The 18,200-nt window shown below is 70.7% G+C and carries 15 protein-coding genes; 5 read left to right on the top strand and 10 right to left on the bottom strand.

All coding sequences use genetic code 11. From position 1 onward, the window contains the following. Window positions 1-1,614: a carboxyl transferase domain-containing protein gene (locus tag F1C12_RS00815; RefSeq protein WP_374939567.1), complete on the bottom strand. Its 1,614-nt coding sequence runs from the start codon at window positions 1,612-1,614 to the stop codon at window positions 1-3. 124 nt (window positions 1,615-1,738) lie between these two features. On the opposite strand from F1C12_RS00815, the gene F1C12_RS00810 reads away from it, so the two are divergent. Both F1C12_RS00810 and F1C12_RS00805 read left to right on the top strand, forming a co-directional pair. Beyond that, the gene (locus F1C12_RS00810; RefSeq protein ID WP_185276997.1) at window positions 1,739-2,362 is read left to right on the top strand and encodes an SACE_7040 family transcriptional regulator; all 624 of its coding nucleotides are present in this window, start codon (window positions 1,739-1,741) and stop codon (window positions 2,360-2,362) included. A 97-nt stretch (window positions 2,363-2,459) separates the two neighbouring features. Then, window positions 2,460-5,078, top strand: a complete 2,619-nt coding sequence (locus F1C12_RS00805; protein WP_185276996.1) for a penicillin acylase family protein — start codon at window positions 2,460-2,462, stop codon at window positions 5,076-5,078. Window positions 5,079-5,097: 19 nt separating this feature from the next. Here the strand turns inward: F1C12_RS00805 and F1C12_RS00800 are convergent, their stop codons facing one another. From F1C12_RS00800 to F1C12_RS00785, 4 genes are all read right to left on the bottom strand, one after another. Beyond that, on the bottom strand, window positions 5,098-6,360 hold the full coding sequence (locus F1C12_RS00800) for a citrate synthase (RefSeq protein WP_185278705.1): 1,263 nt from the start codon (window positions 6,358-6,360) through the stop codon (window positions 5,098-5,100). A 246-nt stretch (window positions 6,361-6,606) separates the two neighbouring features. Continuing rightward, window positions 6,607-7,740: a succinyldiaminopimelate transaminase gene (gene dapC, locus F1C12_RS00795; protein WP_185276995.1), complete on the bottom strand. Its 1,134-nt coding sequence runs from the start codon at window positions 7,738-7,740 to the stop codon at window positions 6,607-6,609. Between the two features lie 14 nt (window positions 7,741-7,754). Then, window positions 7,755-8,075 carry a ferredoxin gene (gene fdxA / locus F1C12_RS00790; RefSeq protein ID WP_185276994.1) on the bottom strand — a complete coding sequence of 107 codons (321 nt, stop codon included), beginning with the start codon at window positions 8,073-8,075 and terminating at the stop codon, window positions 7,755-7,757. 73 nt (window positions 8,076-8,148) lie between these two features. Then, a complete protein-coding gene (locus F1C12_RS00785) occupies window positions 8,149-8,535 on the bottom strand; it encodes a DUF6113 family protein (protein ID WP_185276993.1) in 387 nt (128 codons plus the stop codon). A gap of 101 nt (window positions 8,536-8,636) precedes the next feature. Between F1C12_RS00785 and efeU the strand changes: the two genes are divergently transcribed. The 3 genes from efeU to efeB all read left to right on the top strand — a co-directional run bounded on the left by efeU (window position 8,637) and on the right by efeB (window position 12,058). Further along, complete coding sequence (efeU, locus tag F1C12_RS00780; RefSeq protein ID WP_185276992.1) at window positions 8,637-9,506, top strand: iron uptake transporter permease EfeU; 870 nt, start codon at window positions 8,637-8,639, stop codon at window positions 9,504-9,506. 57 nt (window positions 9,507-9,563) lie between these two features. After that, a complete protein-coding gene (efeO, locus tag F1C12_RS00775) occupies window positions 9,564-10,745 on the top strand; it encodes an iron uptake system protein EfeO (RefSeq protein WP_185276991.1) in 1,182 nt (393 codons plus the stop codon). Between the two features lie 80 nt (window positions 10,746-10,825). After that, a complete protein-coding gene (efeB, locus tag F1C12_RS00770; RefSeq protein ID WP_374939566.1) occupies window positions 10,826-12,058 on the top strand; it encodes an iron uptake transporter deferrochelatase/peroxidase subunit in 1,233 nt (410 codons plus the stop codon). Between the two features lie 151 nt (window positions 12,059-12,209). Here the strand turns inward: efeB and F1C12_RS00765 are convergent, their stop codons facing one another. The 5 genes from F1C12_RS00765 to F1C12_RS00745 form a co-directional block, all read right to left on the bottom strand. Next, window positions 12,210-12,680, bottom strand: a complete 471-nt coding sequence (locus F1C12_RS00765; RefSeq protein WP_185276989.1) for a hypothetical protein — start codon at window positions 12,678-12,680, stop codon at window positions 12,210-12,212. A gap of 37 nt (window positions 12,681-12,717) precedes the next feature. Further along, the gene (gene typA, locus F1C12_RS00760; protein WP_185276988.1) at window positions 12,718-14,634 is read right to left on the bottom strand and encodes a translational GTPase TypA; all 1,917 of its coding nucleotides are present in this window, start codon (window positions 14,632-14,634) and stop codon (window positions 12,718-12,720) included. 84 nt (window positions 14,635-14,718) lie between these two features. After that, on the bottom strand, window positions 14,719-16,407 hold the full coding sequence (locus F1C12_RS00755) for a dipeptide ABC transporter ATP-binding protein (RefSeq protein WP_185276987.1): 1,689 nt from the start codon (window positions 16,405-16,407) through the stop codon (window positions 14,719-14,721). Continuing rightward, window positions 16,404-17,276 (bottom strand): ABC transporter permease, encoded by an 873-nt coding sequence (locus F1C12_RS00750; RefSeq protein ID WP_185276986.1) that lies wholly within the window; start codon window positions 17,274-17,276, stop codon window positions 16,404-16,406. The genes F1C12_RS00755 and F1C12_RS00750 overlap by 4 nt, the downstream gene beginning before the upstream one ends. Next, entirely contained in the window at window positions 17,266-18,195 is a 930-nt protein-coding gene (locus tag F1C12_RS00745) for an ABC transporter permease (protein ID WP_185276985.1), read from the bottom strand. Before F1C12_RS00745 ends, F1C12_RS00750 begins: the two co-directional genes overlap by 11 nt. Window positions 18,196-18,200: the final 5 nt, after the last annotated feature.

Raw genomic sequence — 18,200 nt, 5'->3', positions numbered from 1 at the left:
TCACATCCGGAAGAGGCCGAAGGCCGTGTCGGGCAGCGGAGCGCGGGAGCAGACGTCGAGCGCGAGCCCCAGCACCGTGCGGGTGTCGGCCGGGTCGATCACGCCGTCGTCCCACAGCCGGGCGGTCGAGTAATAGGGGTTGCCCTGGTCCTCGTACTGCGCGGCGATCGGCGCGCGGAAGGCCGCCTCGTCCTCGGCGCTCCACTCCTCTCCGCGGGCGTCGAGCTGGTCGCGCTTGACCGTGGCGAGCACGCTGGCCGCCTGCTGGCCGCCCATCACCGAGATGCGGGAGGCCGGCCACATCCAGAGGAACCGCGGCGAGTACGCCCGTCCGCACATCGAGTAGTTGCCCGCGCCGAACGAGCCGCCGATCACGACGGTGAGCTTCGGCACACGGGTGGTGGCCACGGCGGTCACCATCTTCGCGCCGTTCTTCGCGATACCGCCCGCCTCGTAGTCGCGGCCGACCATGAAGCCGGAGATGTTCTGCAGGAACACCAGCGGGATGCCACGCTGGTCGCACAGCTCGATGAAGTGCGCGCCCTTCAGGGCCGACTCGCTGAACAGCACGCCGTTGTTGGCGACGATGCCGATCGGATGTCCGTGGAGGTGAGCGAAGCCGGTGACCAGGGTGGTGCCGTAGTCGGGCTTGAACTCGCTGAACTCCCCCGCGTCGACCAGCCGGGAGATGACCTCGTGCACGTCGTACGGCGCCTGCACGTCGACCGGGACGACGCCGTAGAGCTCCTCCTGGTCGGCGATGGCCGCGCGGGTGGCCAGCACCTCCCAGGCGGGCGTCGCGGGCGGCGGGAGGGTCGCCACGATCTCGCGGACGATCCCGAGCGCGTGCTCGTCGTCCTCCGCCAGGTGGTCCACGACGCCGGAGGTGCGGGCGTGCAGGTCGCCGCCGCCGAGCTCCTCGGCCGTGACGATCTCGCCGATCGCGGCCTTCACCAGCGGAGGCCCGCCCAGGAAGATCGTGCCCTGGTTGCGGACGATGACCGTCTCGTCGCTCATCGCGGGGACGTAGGCGCCGCCCGCGGTGCACGAGCCGAGCACCGCGGCGATCTGCGGGATCTTCGCCGCCGACAGCCGCGACTGGTTGTAGAAGATGCGGCCGAAGTGGTCGCGGTCGGGGAATACCTCGTCCTGCATCGGCAGGAACGCGCCTCCCGAGTCGACCAGGTAGACGCACGGGAGGTGGTTCTCCAGCGCGATCTCCTGCGCCCGGAGGTGCTTCTTGACGGTCATCGGATAGTAGGTGCCGCCCTTGACCGTGGCGTCGTTGCAGACGATCAACACGTGCCGGCCCTCGACGATGCCGATGCCGGCGATGACGCCGGCGGCCGGGCTCTCGTCGCCGTACATCCCGGTCGCGGCCAGCGGAGCGATCTCGAGGAACGGGCTGCCCTCGTCCAGGAGGGCGTCGATGCGGTCGCGCGGCAGCAGCTTGCCGCGGGCGACGTGACGTTCGCGGGCGCGCTCGGGGCCGCCGGCGGCCGCGACGGCCAGGCGCTCGCGGAGGTCGGCGACCAGCGCGCGCTGGGCGGCGTCGTTCCGTGCTGCGTCGTTCCCGGCCGGCGCGTTCGGACCGGTGGTGCTCGGGTCGGGCATCGTGCTCAGGGCAGGCATCGTGCTCCTGTGTCCTCATCGACATGAGTTAGTGGTCACTAACTCGAATTTAGGTTAGTGTTCGTTAACCCGAATGTCCAGCCCAGCACCTGGGAGTCCCATCGAGATGACCGAGACCGTACCGGCGGATCCGCTCGCCCGCCCGACCCAGCGCAGTCAGGCGAAGGCCGACCGGCGCGCAGCGCTGCTGGAGGCCGCAGCGGGCAAGTTCGCCGAGCGCGGCTTCAACGGCGTCTCGATCGAAGACCTCGGCGCCGCCGCCGGCGTCAGCGGCCCGGCCGTCTACCGGCACTTCGCTTCCAAGCAGGCCGTTCTCGCCGCCCTCCTGATCGGCGTCAGTGAGAACCTCCTCGACGGCGGCGACGGTGTCGTGCGGGAGGCCGCCGACCCCGCGGGCGCTCTGCGCGGCCTGATCGCCTTCCACGTGGACTTCGCGCTGACCGAGGCCGACACCATCCGCGTGCAGGACCGCGACCTCGACGCCCTCGCCCCCGAGGACCGCCGGGCGGTGCGCACCCTGCAGCGCCGCTACATCGAGCTGTGGATGCGCGTGCTCGGCGAGCTGCACCCGTCGCTCGCCGACGACGAGCTGCGCGTGCGCGTGCAGGCGACGTTCGGCCTGATCAACTCCACCCCGCACTCCGCGCGGGTCGGCGCGGCGCACACCGCCGACGCCTCGGTGCGCCCGGTGCTGGAGCGGATGGCCTGGGCGGCGCTGACCTCCCGCTGACTTCCGAGCGCGTGATTCCTCTTCGATACGACACCCGCGTGGGTTAGAGTCCGAAGACGCGGGCGCGACGTCCCGGCGGATCCGACGGGAGGGCGACGTGGGCGACGACACTCCCCGGCTGCGGCTGCACCATCGCGTGCTGCGGACCCTCGGAGTCACCCTCGCCGTGCTGCTCGTCCTCGCCCTCCTGGCCGGCGGCCTCGCGGTGTGGACGGTCACCCGGTCGTTCCCGCAGACCTCCGGCTCGCTGACGCTCAGCAGCCTGACCGCGCCGGTGACCGTCCTGCGCGACTCCGCCGGCGTCCCGCAGATCACGGCACGCACCGCCGACGACCTGTTCCGCGCGCAGGGCTACGTGCACGCGCAGGACCGGTTCTGGGAGATGGACTTCCGCCGGCACGTCACCTCCGGCCGGCTCTCCGAGTTGTTCGGGGCCAGCCAGATCCCGACCGACACATTCATCCGCACGCTCGGCTGGCGGCAGGTCGCCGAGCAGGAGGTGAAGCAGCTCGACAAGACCTCGCTGCGCTACTACCAGGACTACGCCGACGGCGTGAACGCCTACCTGGCCGCGCACTCCGGGGCGGAGCTGTCGCTGGAGTACGCGGTCCTCGGCATCCAGAACCCCGGGTACCACCCGGCGAAGTGGACACCCGCCGACTCGGTCGCCTGGCTCAAGGCGATGGCGTGGGACCTGCGCTCCAACCTGGAGGACGAGATCGACCGCGCGCTCCTGTCCACCAAGCTGACGCCCCAGCAGGTCGCCGAGCTGCATCCCGCCTACGACTACAGCGCGCGGCCGACGATCACCTCGCTCGGCGGCGGGTCGCCCACGACGGTGACGCCGGACGCTGCACCGGCCGGGTCGAAGGCCTCCGCCTCCGCCTCCGCGGACGACGCGGACGCGACGGCAGCCCTCGCCGACGTGCCCACCGCGCAGTATCAGAACCGGCTGGAGCAGGTCGCCGCCAGCCTCGACGCCCTCCCCACCCTGATGGGCCCGGCCGGCGACGACATCGGCTCCAACTCCTGGGTCGTCTCCGGCGCCCACACCGCGACCGGCAAGCCACTGCTCGCCAACGACCCGCACCTCGGCGTGGTGATGCCCTCGGTCTGGTACCAGATCGGCCTGCACTGCGCGGTCGTCGACGCCGCCTGCCCGTTCGACGTCGCCGGCTTCAGCTTCTCGGGACTCCCGGGCGTCATCATCGGGCACAACGCGAGGATCGCCTGGGGATTCACCAACCTGGGACCGGATGTCGCCGACCTCTACGTCGAGAAGGTCACCGGCGACACCTACGAGTACGACGGCGCGCAGGTGCCGCTCACGATCCGGCACGAGACGATCAAGGTCGCCGGAGGCCCGGACGTCCGGATCACGGTGCGCTCGACCCGGCACGGCCCGATCATCACCGACCTCAGCGACGGCTACGAGGCGATCGCGAAGGACCAGGCGGGCAAGTTCGGCGTCCCTGCACAGCAGTTCCAGCTCTCCCTGCAGTGGACGGCGCTGACGCCCGGTCCAACGGCGAACGCGATCTTCGCCTTCGACACCGCCCACGACTGGACGAGCTTCCGCGCGGCGGCCGCCTCGTTCCAGGTGCCGTCGCAGAACCTGCTCTACGCCGACGTGGACGGCAACATCGGCTACCAGGCCCCCGGCCTCATCCCGATCCGGGCGAAGGGCGACGGAACGATGCCGGAGCCCGGCTGGACCAGCGAGTACGGCTGGGTCGGCACGATCCCCTACGATCAGCTCCCGAGCATCCTCAACCCGCCGAGCGGGTACATCGTGACGGCCAACAACGCCGCCGTCGGCGCGGACTTCCCCGCGATGATCACGCGGGACTGGGATGCCGGCTACCGGGCCAACCAGATCCAGCTGCGCCTGACGAAGCTCCTCGACGCGGGACACAAGGTGACATCGAAGGACATGTCCGCCATCCAGGCCGACACCTACGACGCCAGTGCGGCCACGCTCGCCCCGTTGATCGTCGCCGTGGGCGAGAAGGCCGACCAGACCACGGGCGCCGCCAAGGGAGCGGCGCTGCTGCGCGGCTGGAACTACCACGACGACGGCGACAGCGCCGCAGCCGCGTACTACGCAGTGTTCTGGAAGGACCTGCTGGCGGACGCGTTCGGCCGCAAGATCCCGGCGGACGCGCAGCCGGCCGGCGGCGACCGCTGGTTCCAGGTCGTCCAGAACCTCGTGAAGCAGCCGGACTCCGCGTGGTGGGCGGACAGCAGGCTCGGCACGCTCGACCGGGACGACATGATCGAGTACGCGGCGAACCAGGCCTGGAAAGAGACCCAGGGCATGCTCGGCGGCGACCCGAAAGGCTGGCGCTGGGACCGCCTGCACACGCTGGAGCTCACCAACGCGTCCTTCGGGTCCTCCGGTGTCGCGCCGATCGAGTGGCTGTTCAACCGCGGGCCGTATCCGCTCGGCGGCGGGTCGAGCGTCGTGGACGCCACCGGCTGGGACGCCTCGGTCGGCTACCAGGTGGACCGCGCTCCGTCGATGCGGATGGTGGTCGACCTCGGCGACTTCGACCGCAGCACCTGGATCAACCTCACGGGCGCGTCAGGCCACGCGTTCGACTCCCACTACGCCGATCAGGCGCGGCTGTGGGCGGTCGGGCAGACCCGGCCGTGGCCGTTCACGGCGAAGGCCGTCCGCGCGGCGGCGGATCAGACGCTCACGCTGAAGCCGTGACGGCGGCGGAGTCGTCCGTTCAGCGCGCGGTCGGCCAGTTGCGCTCGCCGTCGCCGACGTAGAGCTGCTGCGGGCGGCCGATCTTGGTGCTCGGGTCCTGCGTCATCTCGCGCCAGTGGGCGATCCAGCCCGGGAGGCGGCCGATCGCGAACAGGACGGTGAACATCCGGGTCGGGAAGCCCATCGCCTTGTAGATCACGCCGGTGTAGAAGTCGACGTTCGGGTAGAGGCGGCGGTCCACGAAGTACTGGTCCGCGAGCGCGACCTCCTCGAGCTCCTTCGCGATGTCGAGCAGCGGGTCGTGCACGCCGAGGGCGGCCAGCACCTCGTCGGCGGACTGCTTGACGAGCTTGGCGCGCGGGTCGAAGTTCTTGTAGACCCGGTGCCCGAAGCCCATGAGCTTGACGCCGGACTCCTTGTTCTTCACCCGCTCCACGAACTTCTGCACGCTCTCGCCGGAGTCGCGGATGTTCGCGAGCATCTGGAGGACGGCCTCGTTGGCGCCGCCGTGCAGCGGGCCGTAGAGCGCGTTGATGCCGGCCGAGACCGAGGCGAACAGGTTCGCCTGCGTGGAGCCGACGAGGCGGACGGTCGAGGTGGAGGCGTTCTGCTCGTGGTCCTCATGCAGGATGAGCAGGCGCTCGAGCGCCCGCGAGAGCACCGGGTTCACCTCGTACGGCTCGGCCAGCGTGCCGAAGTTGAGCCGCAGGAAGTTGTCCACGAAGCTCAACGAGTTGTCCGGGTAGAGGAACGCCTGGCCGATGCTCTTCTTGTGCGCGTAGGCCGCGATCACGGGGAGCTTGGCGAGGAGGCGGACGGTCGAGAGCTCCACCTGCTCCGGGTCGCTGACGCTGAGCGAGTCCTGGTAGAAGGTCGACAGCGCCGAGACGGCGCTGGAGAGCACCGACATCGGGTGCGCGTCGTGCGGGAGGGCGCTGAAGAAGCGGCGCAGGTCCTCGTGCAGCAGCGTGTGGCGGCGGATCTTCTCGTCGAACTCCGCCAGCTCTGCCGGCGTCGGCAGCTCGCCGTGGATGAGCAGCCAGGCCACCTCGAGGAAGGTCGAGTTCTCCGCGACCTGCTCGATCGGGTAGCCGCGGTACCGCAGGATGCCCGCGTCGCCGTCGATGTAGGTGATCGCCGACCGCGTGGCGGCGGTGTTGACGAAGCCGTAGTCGAGGCTGGTGAGCCCGGTCTGCTTGGTCAGGCTGGAGAGGTCGATGCTCGACGCGCCCTGCGTGCTCGGCAGGATCGGGAACTCCGCGACGCCGCCGGGATAGCGCAGCTCCGCGACGGCGGCCTCCTGGGCGGGACCGCGCTGCTCGGTCTGCGGCTGCGCCGCACCGGTCTGCTCGGTGCCGGCCTGCTCGGTGCCGGCCTGCTCGGTGCCGAGTCCGCTCACAACGCCTCCTGGGGTGGGATTGGGGTGCTTCGCGTGCCGATCGTGTCGACGCCGCAGTGAAGCCGTGCTGGTACAGCCTAGCCAACCCGTGCGGCAACTGTCGCATCGGGCAAAGGCGGGGAAGGTCCTTTAGAGGGTGTCTCCAAAGGCGCGCAAGCGCGAGGCCGCCGCTGCGATCCGCTCGTCCGAAGCCGTCAGCGACAGCCGCACGTGCTCCGGGTAGTGGTCGCCGTAGAAGACGCCGGGACCGGCCAGGATGCCGAGGTCGGCGAGCCGGCCGATGCTCTCCCAGGCGTCGCGTCCCTCGGTCGCCCAGAGGTACAGCCCGGCCTCGCTGCGGTCGACGCGGAAGCCCGCGGCCTCCAGGGCCGGCTTCAGCAGTTCGCGCCGAGCCCGGTAGCGCTCGCGCTGCTCGGCCACGTGTGCGTCGTCGCCGAGCGCGACGACCATCGCGGCCTGCAACGGGGAGGGCAGCATGAGCCCGGCGTGCTTGCGCACGGTGGTGAGCCGGGCGATCAGCGCACGGTCGCCGGCGATGAACGCGGCCCGGTAGCCGGCGAGGTTCGACTGCTTGCTGAGCGAGTAGACCGCGAGGACGCCGCTGCGGTCGTCGCCGACCACGCGCGGGTCGAGCACGCTGGGGGTCGGCGCGGCATCCCACGGCGCGTCCCAGCCGAGCTCGGCGTAGCATTCGTCGCCGGCCACGACGGCCCCCAGCTCCCTGGCGCGGGTCACGGCCGCGCGCAGCTCGTCGACTGTCAGCACCCGGCCGTCGGGGTTGCCGGGGCTGTTCAGCCAGACCAGGCGGGTGTTCTCCGGCCACTCGGCCGGGTCGTCGCTCGCCACGGCCTCCGCGCCGGCGAACGCGGCGCCGATCGCGTAGGTCGGGTAGGCGGCGCGGGGATGCACGACGGCGTCCCCGTCGCCCAGCCCGAGGAAGAACGGCAGGAAGGCGACCAGCTCCTTGGAGCCGATGGTCGGGAGGACATCCTCCGGCGCGAGACCGGGGACGCCGCGCCTGCGGTCGAACCACGCGGCGATCGCCTCGCGGAGCGCGGGCGTGCCGACGGTCTGCGGGTAGGCGTGCGCATCGGTCGCCTCGGCGAGCGCGTCGCGGATCAGCGCGGGCGTCGGGTCGACCGGGGAGCCGATCGAGAGGTCGACGATCCCCGACTCGTCGCCGAACGGCACGGCCGCCCTGGCGCGCGCCGCGTACGGCGCCATCAGGTCCCAGGGGTAGTCGGGCAGCTCTCCGAGCGCCACGTCAGCGCGCCACGTCAGTGCGCCTGCGGAGGCAGGGCGGAGATCAGCGGGTGGTCCTTCGCGATGACGCCCACCTTGGCGGCGCCGCCGGGCGAGCCGATGTCGTCGAAGAACTCCACGTTGGCCTTGTAGTAGTCGGCCCACTCCTCGGGGAGGTCGTCCTCGTAGTAGATCGCCTCCACCGGACACACCGGCTCGCACGCGCCGCAGTCGACGCATTCGTCGGGGTGGATGTACAGCGAGCGCTCGCCCTCGTAGATGCAGTCGACGGGACACTCGTCGATGCAGGCGCGGTCTTTCACATCGACGCACGGGAGGGCGATGACGTAGGTCACTGGGTTCCGGTTCCCTTCGGACGGCGGGAGGCTACTCCCCTAGCTTAGGACGTTCGGCGCGAGGCCGCGGCGCTCAGGCGGAGGCCCGGCGCTCGCGGGCGGCCGTGGCGCCGCGCACGTCCGGCCACGCGACGACGACCGCGGCGATGAGGATCGGCCCGACCAGCCAGATCTGCCCGATCAGGTTGTTCGGGATCAGCACCGAGCCGCCCGGGCTCTGCTGGGTGAAAAGCAGGATGACGACGATCGCCCCGAGCGCCGCGCACAGCGCCGGCCAGCGCGAGCCGCCGAGCAGCCGCAGACCGACCAGGAGGGCCGTGAAGCAGAGCAGCGAGCCGATCAGCCCGAGCGGGACGGTCACGCCCCAGGTGACGGTGATCTGCTGCGCGACCGTCCCGATCCCGCCGACCACCGCTCCGGCGACGACCAGGAGGACGGCGTTGACGATCCGGCTCAGCATGCTCGAATCCTAGCTGGACACATCGGCCGGACGTGTTCTAGAGTCGAGCAGGTAAGGTTAGCCTTACCAACATCCCCCACCTGACGATCCGAAGGTCCTCTGTGCTCGCGAACTACCTGATCGGCCTCCGCGAAGGCCTCGAAATGGCGCTCATCGTCACCATCCTCGTCGCGTACGTGGTCAAGGTCGGGCGCACGGACGTCCTCTCCAAGCTGTGGATCGGCGTCGGCATCGCGCTCGTCGTGCCGCTCGGGATCGGGGCGCTGCTCACCTGGGGCCCCTACGGTCTCAGCTTCGAGGCGCAGGAGATCGTCGGAGGCACGCTGTCGCTCATCGCGGTCGGCTTCGTCACCTGGATGATCTTCTGGATGGGCAAGACCGCCCGCAGCATGAAGTCCACTCTCCAGGGCAAGCTCGACTCCGTGCTCGTCGGGGCGGGCTGGGGCGTCGTGATCCTCGCCATGCTGAGCGTGGGCCGCGAGGGAATCGAGACGGCGCTGTTCGTCTGGGCCACCGTCGCCAGCATCGGCGGCGGCTGGGAGCCGGTCATCGGCGCGGTCCTGGGTCTCGTCACGGCGGCGGTGCTGGGCTTCCTGCTCTACCGCGGCATGGTCAAGATCAACCTCGGATCGTTCTTCACCTGGACGGGCGCGTTCCTCATCCTCGTCGCGGGCGGCGTGCTCGCGTACGGCATCGGCGACCTGCAGGAGGCGGGCGTCATCCCCGGCGCCGGCATCCACGCCTACGACATCAGCGGCATCATCCCGGCGTCGAGCTGGTACGGCACGGCACTCGCCGGCATCCTCAACTTCAACCCGTCGCCCACCTGGTTCCAGGTGATCGCCTGGGTCGGCTACATCGTGGTCGTGGCGTTCTTCTACGTGCGCCAGCACCGCGCGTCGCACGCCCGGCCGGCGCAGACCACCGCGGCCCCGTCCGCCCCGGCCCCGCGGACGCCCGTCCACTCCTGATCCGCGGCCCCGCCGCGCTCCACACAGCATCCACAGAGCAGAAAGCACAGCATCGCCATGCCCCGACTCCGTCACCTCGGCCCGATCGCCGGCTCCCTGGCCGGCGCCGCCGCCGTCGCGCTCGCCCTCACCGGCTGCGTCCCCAACAAGGCCGTCGCCACGGCGGAGGCCATCGAGGTCACGCTGACCGACAGCTCCTGCACGGTGAAGACCGCGACGGCGCCCGCCGGCCCGATCACCTTCCAGGTCACCAACACGGGCGCCGACGTCAACGAGTTCGAGGTGCTCGCGCCGGACAAGCTGCGGATCGCCGGCGAGAAGGAGAACATCGGCCCGGGCACCACGGTCAACTACGTCGTGCAGCTCGCCGAAGGCAGCTACTTCACCGCCTGCAAGAAGGGGATGGTCGGCAACCCGACCTCGCTGGCGGCGTTCACCGTGACCAAGGGCGCCGGCGACACGAAGTCCGCGAGCGAGAGCAAGCAGGTCGCGCAGGCCGTGACCAACTACGTCAGCTACGTCAAGGACCAGACCGGCCAGCTGCTGACCGCCACCAAGACGTTCGCCGCGGCCTACGAGGCCGGCGACGACGCGGCAGCGCGCGCCCAGTACCCCGCCGCGCGGTCGTTCTACGAGCGGATCGAGCCGACCGCCGAGCAGTTCGGCGACATCGACCCGGCGCTCGACCTCCGCGAGGCCGACCTCGAGCAGGGCCAGGACTGGACCGGCTGGCACCGCATCGAGAAGGACCTGTGGGCGCCCGCCGGGTTCACGGCCTCCGACGCCGCCGGCCGCAAGGCCCTCGGCGACCAGCTCGTCGCCGACACCCAGCGGCTCTACGACCTCGTCTACGCGAAGGACTTCACCCTCAGCCTCGACCAGATCTCCAACGGCGCCAGCGGCCTGATGGAGGAGGTCTCGCGCAGCAAGATCACGGGCGAGGAGGAGACCTTCTCGCACACCGACCTGTGGGACTTCAAGGCCAACGTCGAGGGCGCGGAGGTCGCCTACGGCAACGTGCGCGCGGTGCTGCTCCAGAAGGGCGCGACCGGTAAGAGCGCGGCGTCGAAGCTGGACGGCGAGTTCGCGACGATCGACAAGCTCCTCGCGCAGTACAAGGAGGGCGACGGCTACGTGAGCTACACGCAGCTCACGACCGCCCAGGTCAAGGAGCTCTCCGACTCGGTCAACGCGCTGAGCGAGCCGCTCAGCCAGCTCACCTCGATCCTGGTCAAGTAGCGGTGACCGACGACACCACCTCAACAGACCGCCCGACGCCCGAGGAGGGCGGCGGGCGGTCCGGCCTGTCCCGGCGCGGGATGCTGGGCCTCGCGGGCGCGGCGGTCGGCGCCGGCGTCGTGGGCTTCGGAGCAGGAGCGGCCGTGGGCCACGCGGTCACCGCCTCCCCCACCGTCGCGACGTACCCGTTCTACGGCGCGAACCAGGCGGGCATCGTCACGCCCACCCAGGACCGCCTGCACTTCGCCGCGTTCGACGTCGCGCCCGGACTCGACCGGGACGGCCTGATCGAGCTGCTGCGGGACTGGACCGTCGCCGCCGCGCGGATGACCCAGGGCAAACCCGCCGGGAAGTACGGCCCTGCCTCCGGCCCGTCGGACGCTCCCCCGGACGACACCGGCGAGGCGCTCGACCTGCCGCCCGGCGGCCTCACGCTCACCTTCGGCTTCGGTCCGACCCTGTTCAGGACCGTCGACGGCGTCGACCGGTTCGGGATCGCGGGCAAGCGGCCGGCCGCGCTGGTCGACCTCCCGCACTTCCCCGGCGACGCTCTGCTCGACAGCTACACCGGCGGCGACCTGTGCGTGCAGGCGTGCAGCGAGGACCCGCAGGTGGCTGTGCACGCCATCCGCAATCTGTCCCGCATCGCGTTCGGCCGGGCCGCCATCCGGTGGTCGCAGCTCGGCTTCGGGCGCACGTCGTCCACCTCCCGCAGCCAGACCACGGCCCGCAACCTGTTCGGCTTCAAGGACGGCACCGCGAACATCAAGGCCGAGGACTCGTCGGTCGTGAACGACCAGGTCTGGGCGGACGGCGGCGACGGCGCGGCGTGGATGCACGGCGGCTCGTACCTGGTGGCGCGGAAGATCCGCATGGTCATCGAGACCTGGGACCGCCAGCAGCTCGGCGAGCAGGAGCGCATCGTGGGCCGCGACAAGGGCGAGGGCGCGCCGCTGTCCGGCGGCACCGAGTTCACCGAGCCGAACTTCCTCGCGCTCTCCACGGCGGGCGGCACCAAGATCGACCCCGACTCGCACGTGCGCCTCGCGCACCCGACGATGAACGACGGCGCGCAGTTGCTGCGCCGCGGCTACAACTTCGTGGACGGCAACGACGACCTCGGGCGGCTGAACGCGGGACTCTTCTTCATCGCATTCCAGCGCGACCCGCGGAAGCAGTTCATCCCCATCCAGAACCGGCTCGCGAAGAACGACCTGATGAACGAATACCTCAAGCACGTCGGCTCCGCCGTGTTCGCGGTGCCGCCGGGCGCACGCGAAGGCTCCTACGTGGGCGCGCCGCTCTTCGCGTAACCGCCCCGCACATTCGTCACGAATCGCGCGATACGCGACGCCTTCCGCGACATTCGTCACGAATCGCCACGAGCGGCCACGTCCACATTCGTCACGAATCGCGGGAAACGCGACGCGTTTCGCGACATTCGTCACGAATGTGCGTGGGTGCTTAGGGGGTCGCCGTCGGAGCCGGCGTCTGCACCGCAGCGCGCGACACCGAGTAGGTGGCCACCCAGCCGTTGCTGCCCGCGTCGCTGACCACGACCAGGACGCCGTACTGGTCGTTCGCGAACGTGCCGGTGCCTCCGCCGTCCGGTCCCTGCGCGCCGAACTGGCCGTCGAAGCCGGCGTCGGTGAGCTGCTTGGCGATGTCCGTGTACGCCTGCGCGTCCGTGACCTTGACGGTCACGTTCCAGACCTTGCCGTGGCCGCTGCCGACACCCGCGCCGAACACGACGGCGCCCTTGTAGAGCGGCACCGACGTCGGGAAGTCGGACGGCACCTTGTTGCCGCCGAGGTCGACGTTGCCTCCGGTGACGTTCTTGACGACCGTCTGGAAGCTGCACCCGGCGAGCGCGGGCGCGGCCCCCAGCAGGAGGAGGGCCGCGACCGGCAGCGCGAGCAGGCGCGAACGTCTCATGAGTCGATTATGCGCGCCGTGGAGCCGGAGCGACGGCTCAGGCGTCCTGGCGCTTCAGGCGCGCCGCGGCACGGCCGCGGGCGGTCGCGTCGAGCTCGACCTTGCGGATGCGCACGGCCTCCGGGGTGACCTCCACGCACTCGTCCTCGCGGGCGAACTCCAGGCACTCCTCCAGCGTGAGCTGACGGGACGGCGTCATCGACTCGAACGTGTCGGCCGTGGAGGAGCGCATGTTGGTGAGCTTCTTCTCCTTGGTGATGTTCACGTCCATGTCGTCGGCGCGCGAGTTCTCGCCGATGACCATGCCCTCGTAGACCTCCTCGGTGGGGTTCACGAAGAAGGTCATGCGCTCCTGCAGGGCGATGATGGCGAACGGGGTCACCACGCCGGAGCGGTCGGCCACGATCGAGCCGTTGCTGCGCGTGATGATCTGACCGGCCCACTCGTCGTAGCCGTGCGAGATCGCGTTCGCGATGCCGGTGCCGCGGCTGATCGTGAGGAACTCGGTGCGGAAGCCGATGAGGCCGCGCGACGGGACGATGAACTCCATGCGGACCCAGCCGGTGCCGTGGTTCGCCATGTTCTCCATCCGGCCCTTGCGGGCGGCGAGGAGCTGCGTGATCGCGCCGAGGTACTCCTCCGGCACGTCGATCGTGAGGTGCTCGAACGGCTCGTACGTCTTGCCGTCGACCTTCTTGGTGACCACCTGCGGCTTGCCGACGGTCAGCTCGTAGCCTTCGCGGCGCATCTGCTCGACGAGGATGGCGAGGGCGAGCTCACCGCGCCCCTGCACCTCCCAGGCGTCGGGGCGGCCGATGTCGAGCACGCGCAGCGACACGTTTCCGATGAGCTCCCGGTCGAGACGGTCCTTGACCATGCGGGCGGTGAGCTTGTGCCCCTTGACCTTGCCGACCAGCGGGGACGTGTTGGTCCCGATCGTCATGGAGATGGCGGGGTCGTCCACGTGGATCAGCGGGAGCGGGCGGATGTCGTCCGGGTCGGCGAGGGTGTCGCCGATCATGATGTCGGCGAAGCCGGCGACGGCGACGATGTCGCCCGGGCCTGCGCTCTCGGCCGGGTAGCGGTCCAGAGCCTTGGTGATCATCAGCTCGGTGACGCGCACGTTGTGCACATCGCCGTCGTGACGCACCCAGGCGACCGTCTGGCCCTTCTTGAGCGTGCCGTTGAAGATGCGCAGCAGCGCGAGGCGGCCGAGGAACGGCGAGGCGTCGAGGTTGGTGACGTGCGCCTGCAGCGGGGCCTCGGGGTCGTAGGTCGGCGCCGGGATGTGGGTGAGGATGGCGTCGAAGAGCGGCTCGAGGTCGCCGTTGTCGGGCAGCTCGCCGTTCTCGGGACGGTTCAGGCTCGCGGCGCCGTTGCGCCCGGAGGCGTACACCACCGGAACGTCGAGGATCGCGTCGAGGTCGAGGTCGGGGACATCGTCGGCCAGGTCGCTCGCGAGGCCGAGGAGGAGGTCCTGGCTCTCGTGCACGACGGCCTCGATGCGGGCGTCGGGACGGTCGGTCTTGTTGACGAGCAGGATGACCGGGAGCTTGGCCTCCAGCGCCTTGCGCAGGACGAAGCGGGTCTGCGGCAGCGGGCCCTCGGACGCGTCCACGAGCAGGACGACGCCGTCGACCATCGACAGGCCGCGCTCGACCTCGCCGCCGAAGTCGGCGTGACCCGGGGTGTCGATCACGTTGATGGTGATCGGGCCGTTGGCGGCGTGCTTGCCCTTGTAGGAGATCGCCGTGTTCTTGGCGAGGATCGTGATGCCCTTCTCACGCTCCAGCTCGTTGGAGTCCATGGCACGCTCTTCGACGTGCTCGTGGTCGCCGAACGAGTTGGTCTGCCGCAGCATGGCGTCGACCAGCGTGGTCTTGCCGTGGTCGACGTGGGCGACGATCGCGACGTTGCGCAGATCGTCGCGGTGGGCGACGGCGTTCTCGGACATGCGTGAAGGCTCGACTCTCGTCAGAAAGAAAAAGGGGAACGGTCCATTCTATCCCAGTGGCGAGGCACTGCCGTGAATGGGCGGTCAGGCGAGCGGGACGGCCGCTCCCGGGATCGCGTCGAGCAGTGCGCGGGTGTACTCCTCACGCGGCGACGTGAACACCTCCGCCGTCGTGCCGCGCTCCACCAGGACGCCCTTGCGCATCACGCAGACGTCGTCCGCGATCTGCCGCACCACCGCGAGGTCGTGCGTGATGAAGAGGTAGGTCAGTCCCAGCCCCTCCTGCAGCTCGGCCAGGAGGTCGAGCACCTGCGCCTGGACCAGCACGTCGAGCGCGGACACCGCCTCGTCCAGCACCACGATGTCCGGGTTCAGCGCCAGCGCGCGTGCGATGGCGACGCGCTGGCGCTGGCCGCCGGAGAGCTCGTTCGGATAGCGCGCCGCGAACGCCGCGGGCAGCGCGACCCGGTCGAGGAGCTCGGCGACGCGGCCGCGGCGGGACTCCCGGTCGCCGACGCGGTGCACGGCCAGCGGCTCCGCGATGCTGGCGCCGACGCTGCGCAGCGGGTCGAGCGAGGCGTACGGGTCCTGGAACACGGGCTGCAGCCGGCGGCGGAGCGCGAAGAGCTCGCGGCGGCTCAGCGCTGCGGTGTCCCGGCCGTCGACGGCGATGCGACCACCCGTGGGCTCCTCCAGGCGCAGGACCAGCTTCGCGACGGTCGACTTGCCGGAGCCCGACTCGCCCACGAGTGCGGTCGTCGTGCCTTTCGGCACCTCGAAGCTCACGCCGTCCACCGCGGTGACGGTCGACGCCCGGCCGCCGCGAAGGCGGTAGACCTTGGTGAGGCCGCTGACCGCGATCGCCGGGGTCGGCTCGGCAGCGGCGGCGAGCCGGCGGTCGCTCGTCCGCACCGGGGCCGCCCACACGCCCCGGCCGGCCCACATACCCCGGCCGGCTCCGACGCCCGGGGCGGCCTCCACCAGCCGGCGCGTGTACGGATGCGCGGGACTCTGCAGGACCTCGCGGCTCGGGCCGGACTCCACCACCCGCCCGCCGTGCATCACCAGCACGCGGTCGGCGCGCTCGGCCGCGAGGCCGAGGTCGTGGGTGATCAGGAGCACGGTCGTGCCGAGCTCGCGGGTCAGCGCGGCGAGGTGGTCCAGGATGCCGCGCTGCACAGTGACGTCGAGCGCGGAGGTGGGTTCGTCGGCGATCAGCAGCTTCGGGTCGCCGGAGAGGGCGATCCCGATCAGCGCGCGCTGGCGCATCCCGCCTGAGAACTGGTGCGGGTACTGCCGGAGCCGCTTCTCCGCGTCGGCGAGCCCGGCCCGCTCCAGCACTTCGACGGCCTTCGCGCGCACCGCCCGGCGGCCGGAGGCGACACCGTTCGCCCGGATCGCCTCCTCCACCTGGAAGCCCACGCTCCAGACCGGGTTGAGGCTCGCCATCGGATCCTGCGGAACGAAGCCGATCTCGCGGCCGCGGACGGCCTCCAGCTCTCGCCGCCCGAGTGCCGTGAGGTCGACGCCGTCGAGCTCGATCGAACCGCCGAGGACCCGGCCCGTACCGGGCAGGAGCCCGATGATGGCCTGCGCGGTCGTGGACTTGCCCGAGCCCGACTCGCCGACGATCGCGACCGTCTCGCCGCGGTGGATGGTCAGGTCCACGCCGTCGACAGCGGTCGAGACGCCGCCGCGGGCCGGGAAGCCGACGCGGAGGCCGGAGACGACGAGGAGCGGGGTGGCCCCTGCGGCTTCGCGTGGAGCGTTCATCGGCGTGCCCTCGCCTTCGGGTCGAGCGCGCCCCTGACCACCTCGCCGAGCATGATGAAGCTCAGGACGGTGACCGAGAGCGCGACGGACGGGTAGACGAGCGTCTGGGGGGCCGTGCGGATGTCGCCCTGCGCCTGGCTGATGTCGTTGCCCCACGACATCACGTCGCTCGGCAGGCCGACGCCGAGGAACGACAGCGTGGCCTCCGCGACGATGGCCCCCGCGAGCGACAGCGTCGTCACCACGATGACCGGCGCGATCGAGTTGGGCAGCACGTGCCGCAGCAGGATGCGGAACCGCGACAGCCCGATGGCCGTCGCCGCCAGCACGTGGTCGGCGGTCTTCACGCGGAGCACTTCCGCCCGGAGCACGCGCGCGGTCGCCGGCCACGCGAAGACGCCGATCGCGAGCGAGATGACCCAGACGTTCGCGAACTTCGCGAAGACGGACATGATCACGACGGCCGCCAGGACATACGGGATCGAGAAGAAGATGTCGCCGACCCGCGACAGGACGGCGTCGATCCAGCCGCCATAGAACCCCGCCAGCGCGCCGAACACGACACCGAGGGCCGCCATGAGCGCGGTCGAGAGGACGCCGACGGACAGCGAGGTGCCTGCCCCGTGGACGATCCGGGAGTAGACGTCGCAGCCCTGCTTGGTGAACCCGAGCGGGTGGCCCGGCGCCGGGCCGCCGTTGCTGTTCGCGAGCAGGCAGTCGTTGTTCGGCGCGGCCGATGCGAACAGCCCGGGGAGCAGCGCGACGGCGGCGATCACGACGATGAGGACGACCGAGCACCAGAACATCGGCCGGCGGCGCAGGTCGTCCCAGGCGTCCGACCAGAGGGTGGCGCGAGCGTCACGAGGCATAGCGGATCCTCGGGTCGAGCACCGCGTACAGGAGGTCCACGATGAGGTTGACGACGAGGTAGAGCAGGACCATCACCGTCACGAACGAGACCACCGTCGGCCCCTCGCCCCGGATGATCGCCTGGTAGAGCGTGCGGCCGACGCCGGGGACGTTGAAGATGCCCTCCGTCACCGTCGCGCCGACGAGCATCACACCGAAGTCCGTCGCGAGGAAGGTGACCACGGGGATGAGCGAGTTGCGCAGCACGTGGACCGGCACGATCCGGCGTCGCGGCAGCCCCTTGGCCGCTGCGACGCGGACGAAGTCCATCCCGTTCGTGTCGATGACCGACGAGCGCGTCAGCCGGACGACCTGGGCGACGCTGATCGCCGCCATCGCGATCGCCGGGAGCACGAGGTCCTGGAGCGGGGCGCCAGGGCCCGCGGTCGGCCGGGTCCAGCCCAGCCAGATCCCGAACACGTACTGGAGCACGAACGCGATCACGAAGATGGGCACGGAGATCAGCAGCAGGCTCACCACCAGCGCGCTCGCGTCGAAGAGCCGGCCCTTCCTCAGCCCGCTCACGAGCCCCACCCCGATGCCGACCACCATCTCGATCGCGAGCGCGAGCAACGCCAGCCGCAGCGTGACCGGGAACGTGCGGGCCAGGATCTCGCTCACCGGCTCGCCGGAGAACGACGTCCCGAAGTCTCCGCGCAGGACGCCGCCGAGGTAGTTCAGGTACTGGACGAGGAACGGCTGATCCAGCAGGTAGCGGCTCCGCAGCTCGGCCAGCACCGCGGCACTGGGCGTGCGGTCGCCGAACAGCGCGGCGACCGGATCCCCGGGCAGGGCGAACACCAGGAAGTAGATCAGCCGCGTCGTGCCCAGCAGGACGGGGACGGCCTGCAGAACCCGGAAGCCCAGGAAACGGATCATCGGTG

The organism is Leifsonia shinshuensis, from assembly GCF_014217625.1.
In the GTDB taxonomy this organism is placed as follows: domain Bacteria; phylum Actinomycetota; class Actinomycetes; order Actinomycetales; family Microbacteriaceae; genus Leifsonia; species Leifsonia shinshuensis_A.
Note: the sequence above shows the minus strand (reverse complement) of the source record. Positions and strands in the feature narration are given on the sequence as shown.

Bases quoted from the DNA above. Each gene is read 5' to 3' on its own strand.
- F1C12_RS00815 (WP_374939567.1), bottom strand. From the start codon at position 1,614: ATGCCCGACCCGAGCACCACCGGTCCGAACGCGCCGGCCGGGAACGAC.
- F1C12_RS00810 (WP_185276997.1), top strand. From the start codon at position 1,739: ATGACCGAGACCGTACCGGCGGATCCGCTCGCCCGCCCGACCCAGCGC.
- F1C12_RS00785 (WP_185276993.1), bottom strand. From the start codon at position 8,535: ATGCTGAGCCGGATCGTCAACGCCGTCCTCCTGGTCGTCGCCGGAGCG.
- efeO (WP_185276991.1), top strand. From the start codon at position 9,564: ATGCCCCGACTCCGTCACCTCGGCCCGATCGCCGGCTCCCTGGCCGGC.
- efeB (WP_374939566.1), top strand. From the start codon at position 10,826: ATGCTGGGCCTCGCGGGCGCGGCGGTCGGCGCCGGCGTCGTGGGCTTC.
- F1C12_RS00765 (WP_185276989.1), bottom strand. From the start codon at position 12,680: ATGAGACGTTCGCGCCTGCTCGCGCTGCCGGTCGCGGCCCTCCTCCTG.
- typA (WP_185276988.1), bottom strand. From the start codon at position 14,634: ATGTCCGAGAACGCCGTCGCCCACCGCGACGATCTGCGCAACGTCGCG.
- F1C12_RS00755 (WP_185276987.1), bottom strand. From the start codon at position 16,407: ATGAACGCTCCACGCGAAGCCGCAGGGGCCACCCCGCTCCTCGTCGTC.
- F1C12_RS00750 (WP_185276986.1), bottom strand. From the start codon at position 17,276: ATGCCTCGTGACGCTCGCGCCACCCTCTGGTCGGACGCCTGGGACGAC.
- F1C12_RS00745 (WP_185276985.1), bottom strand. From the start codon at position 18,195: ATGATCCGTTTCCTGGGCTTCCGGGTTCTGCAGGCCGTCCCCGTCCTG.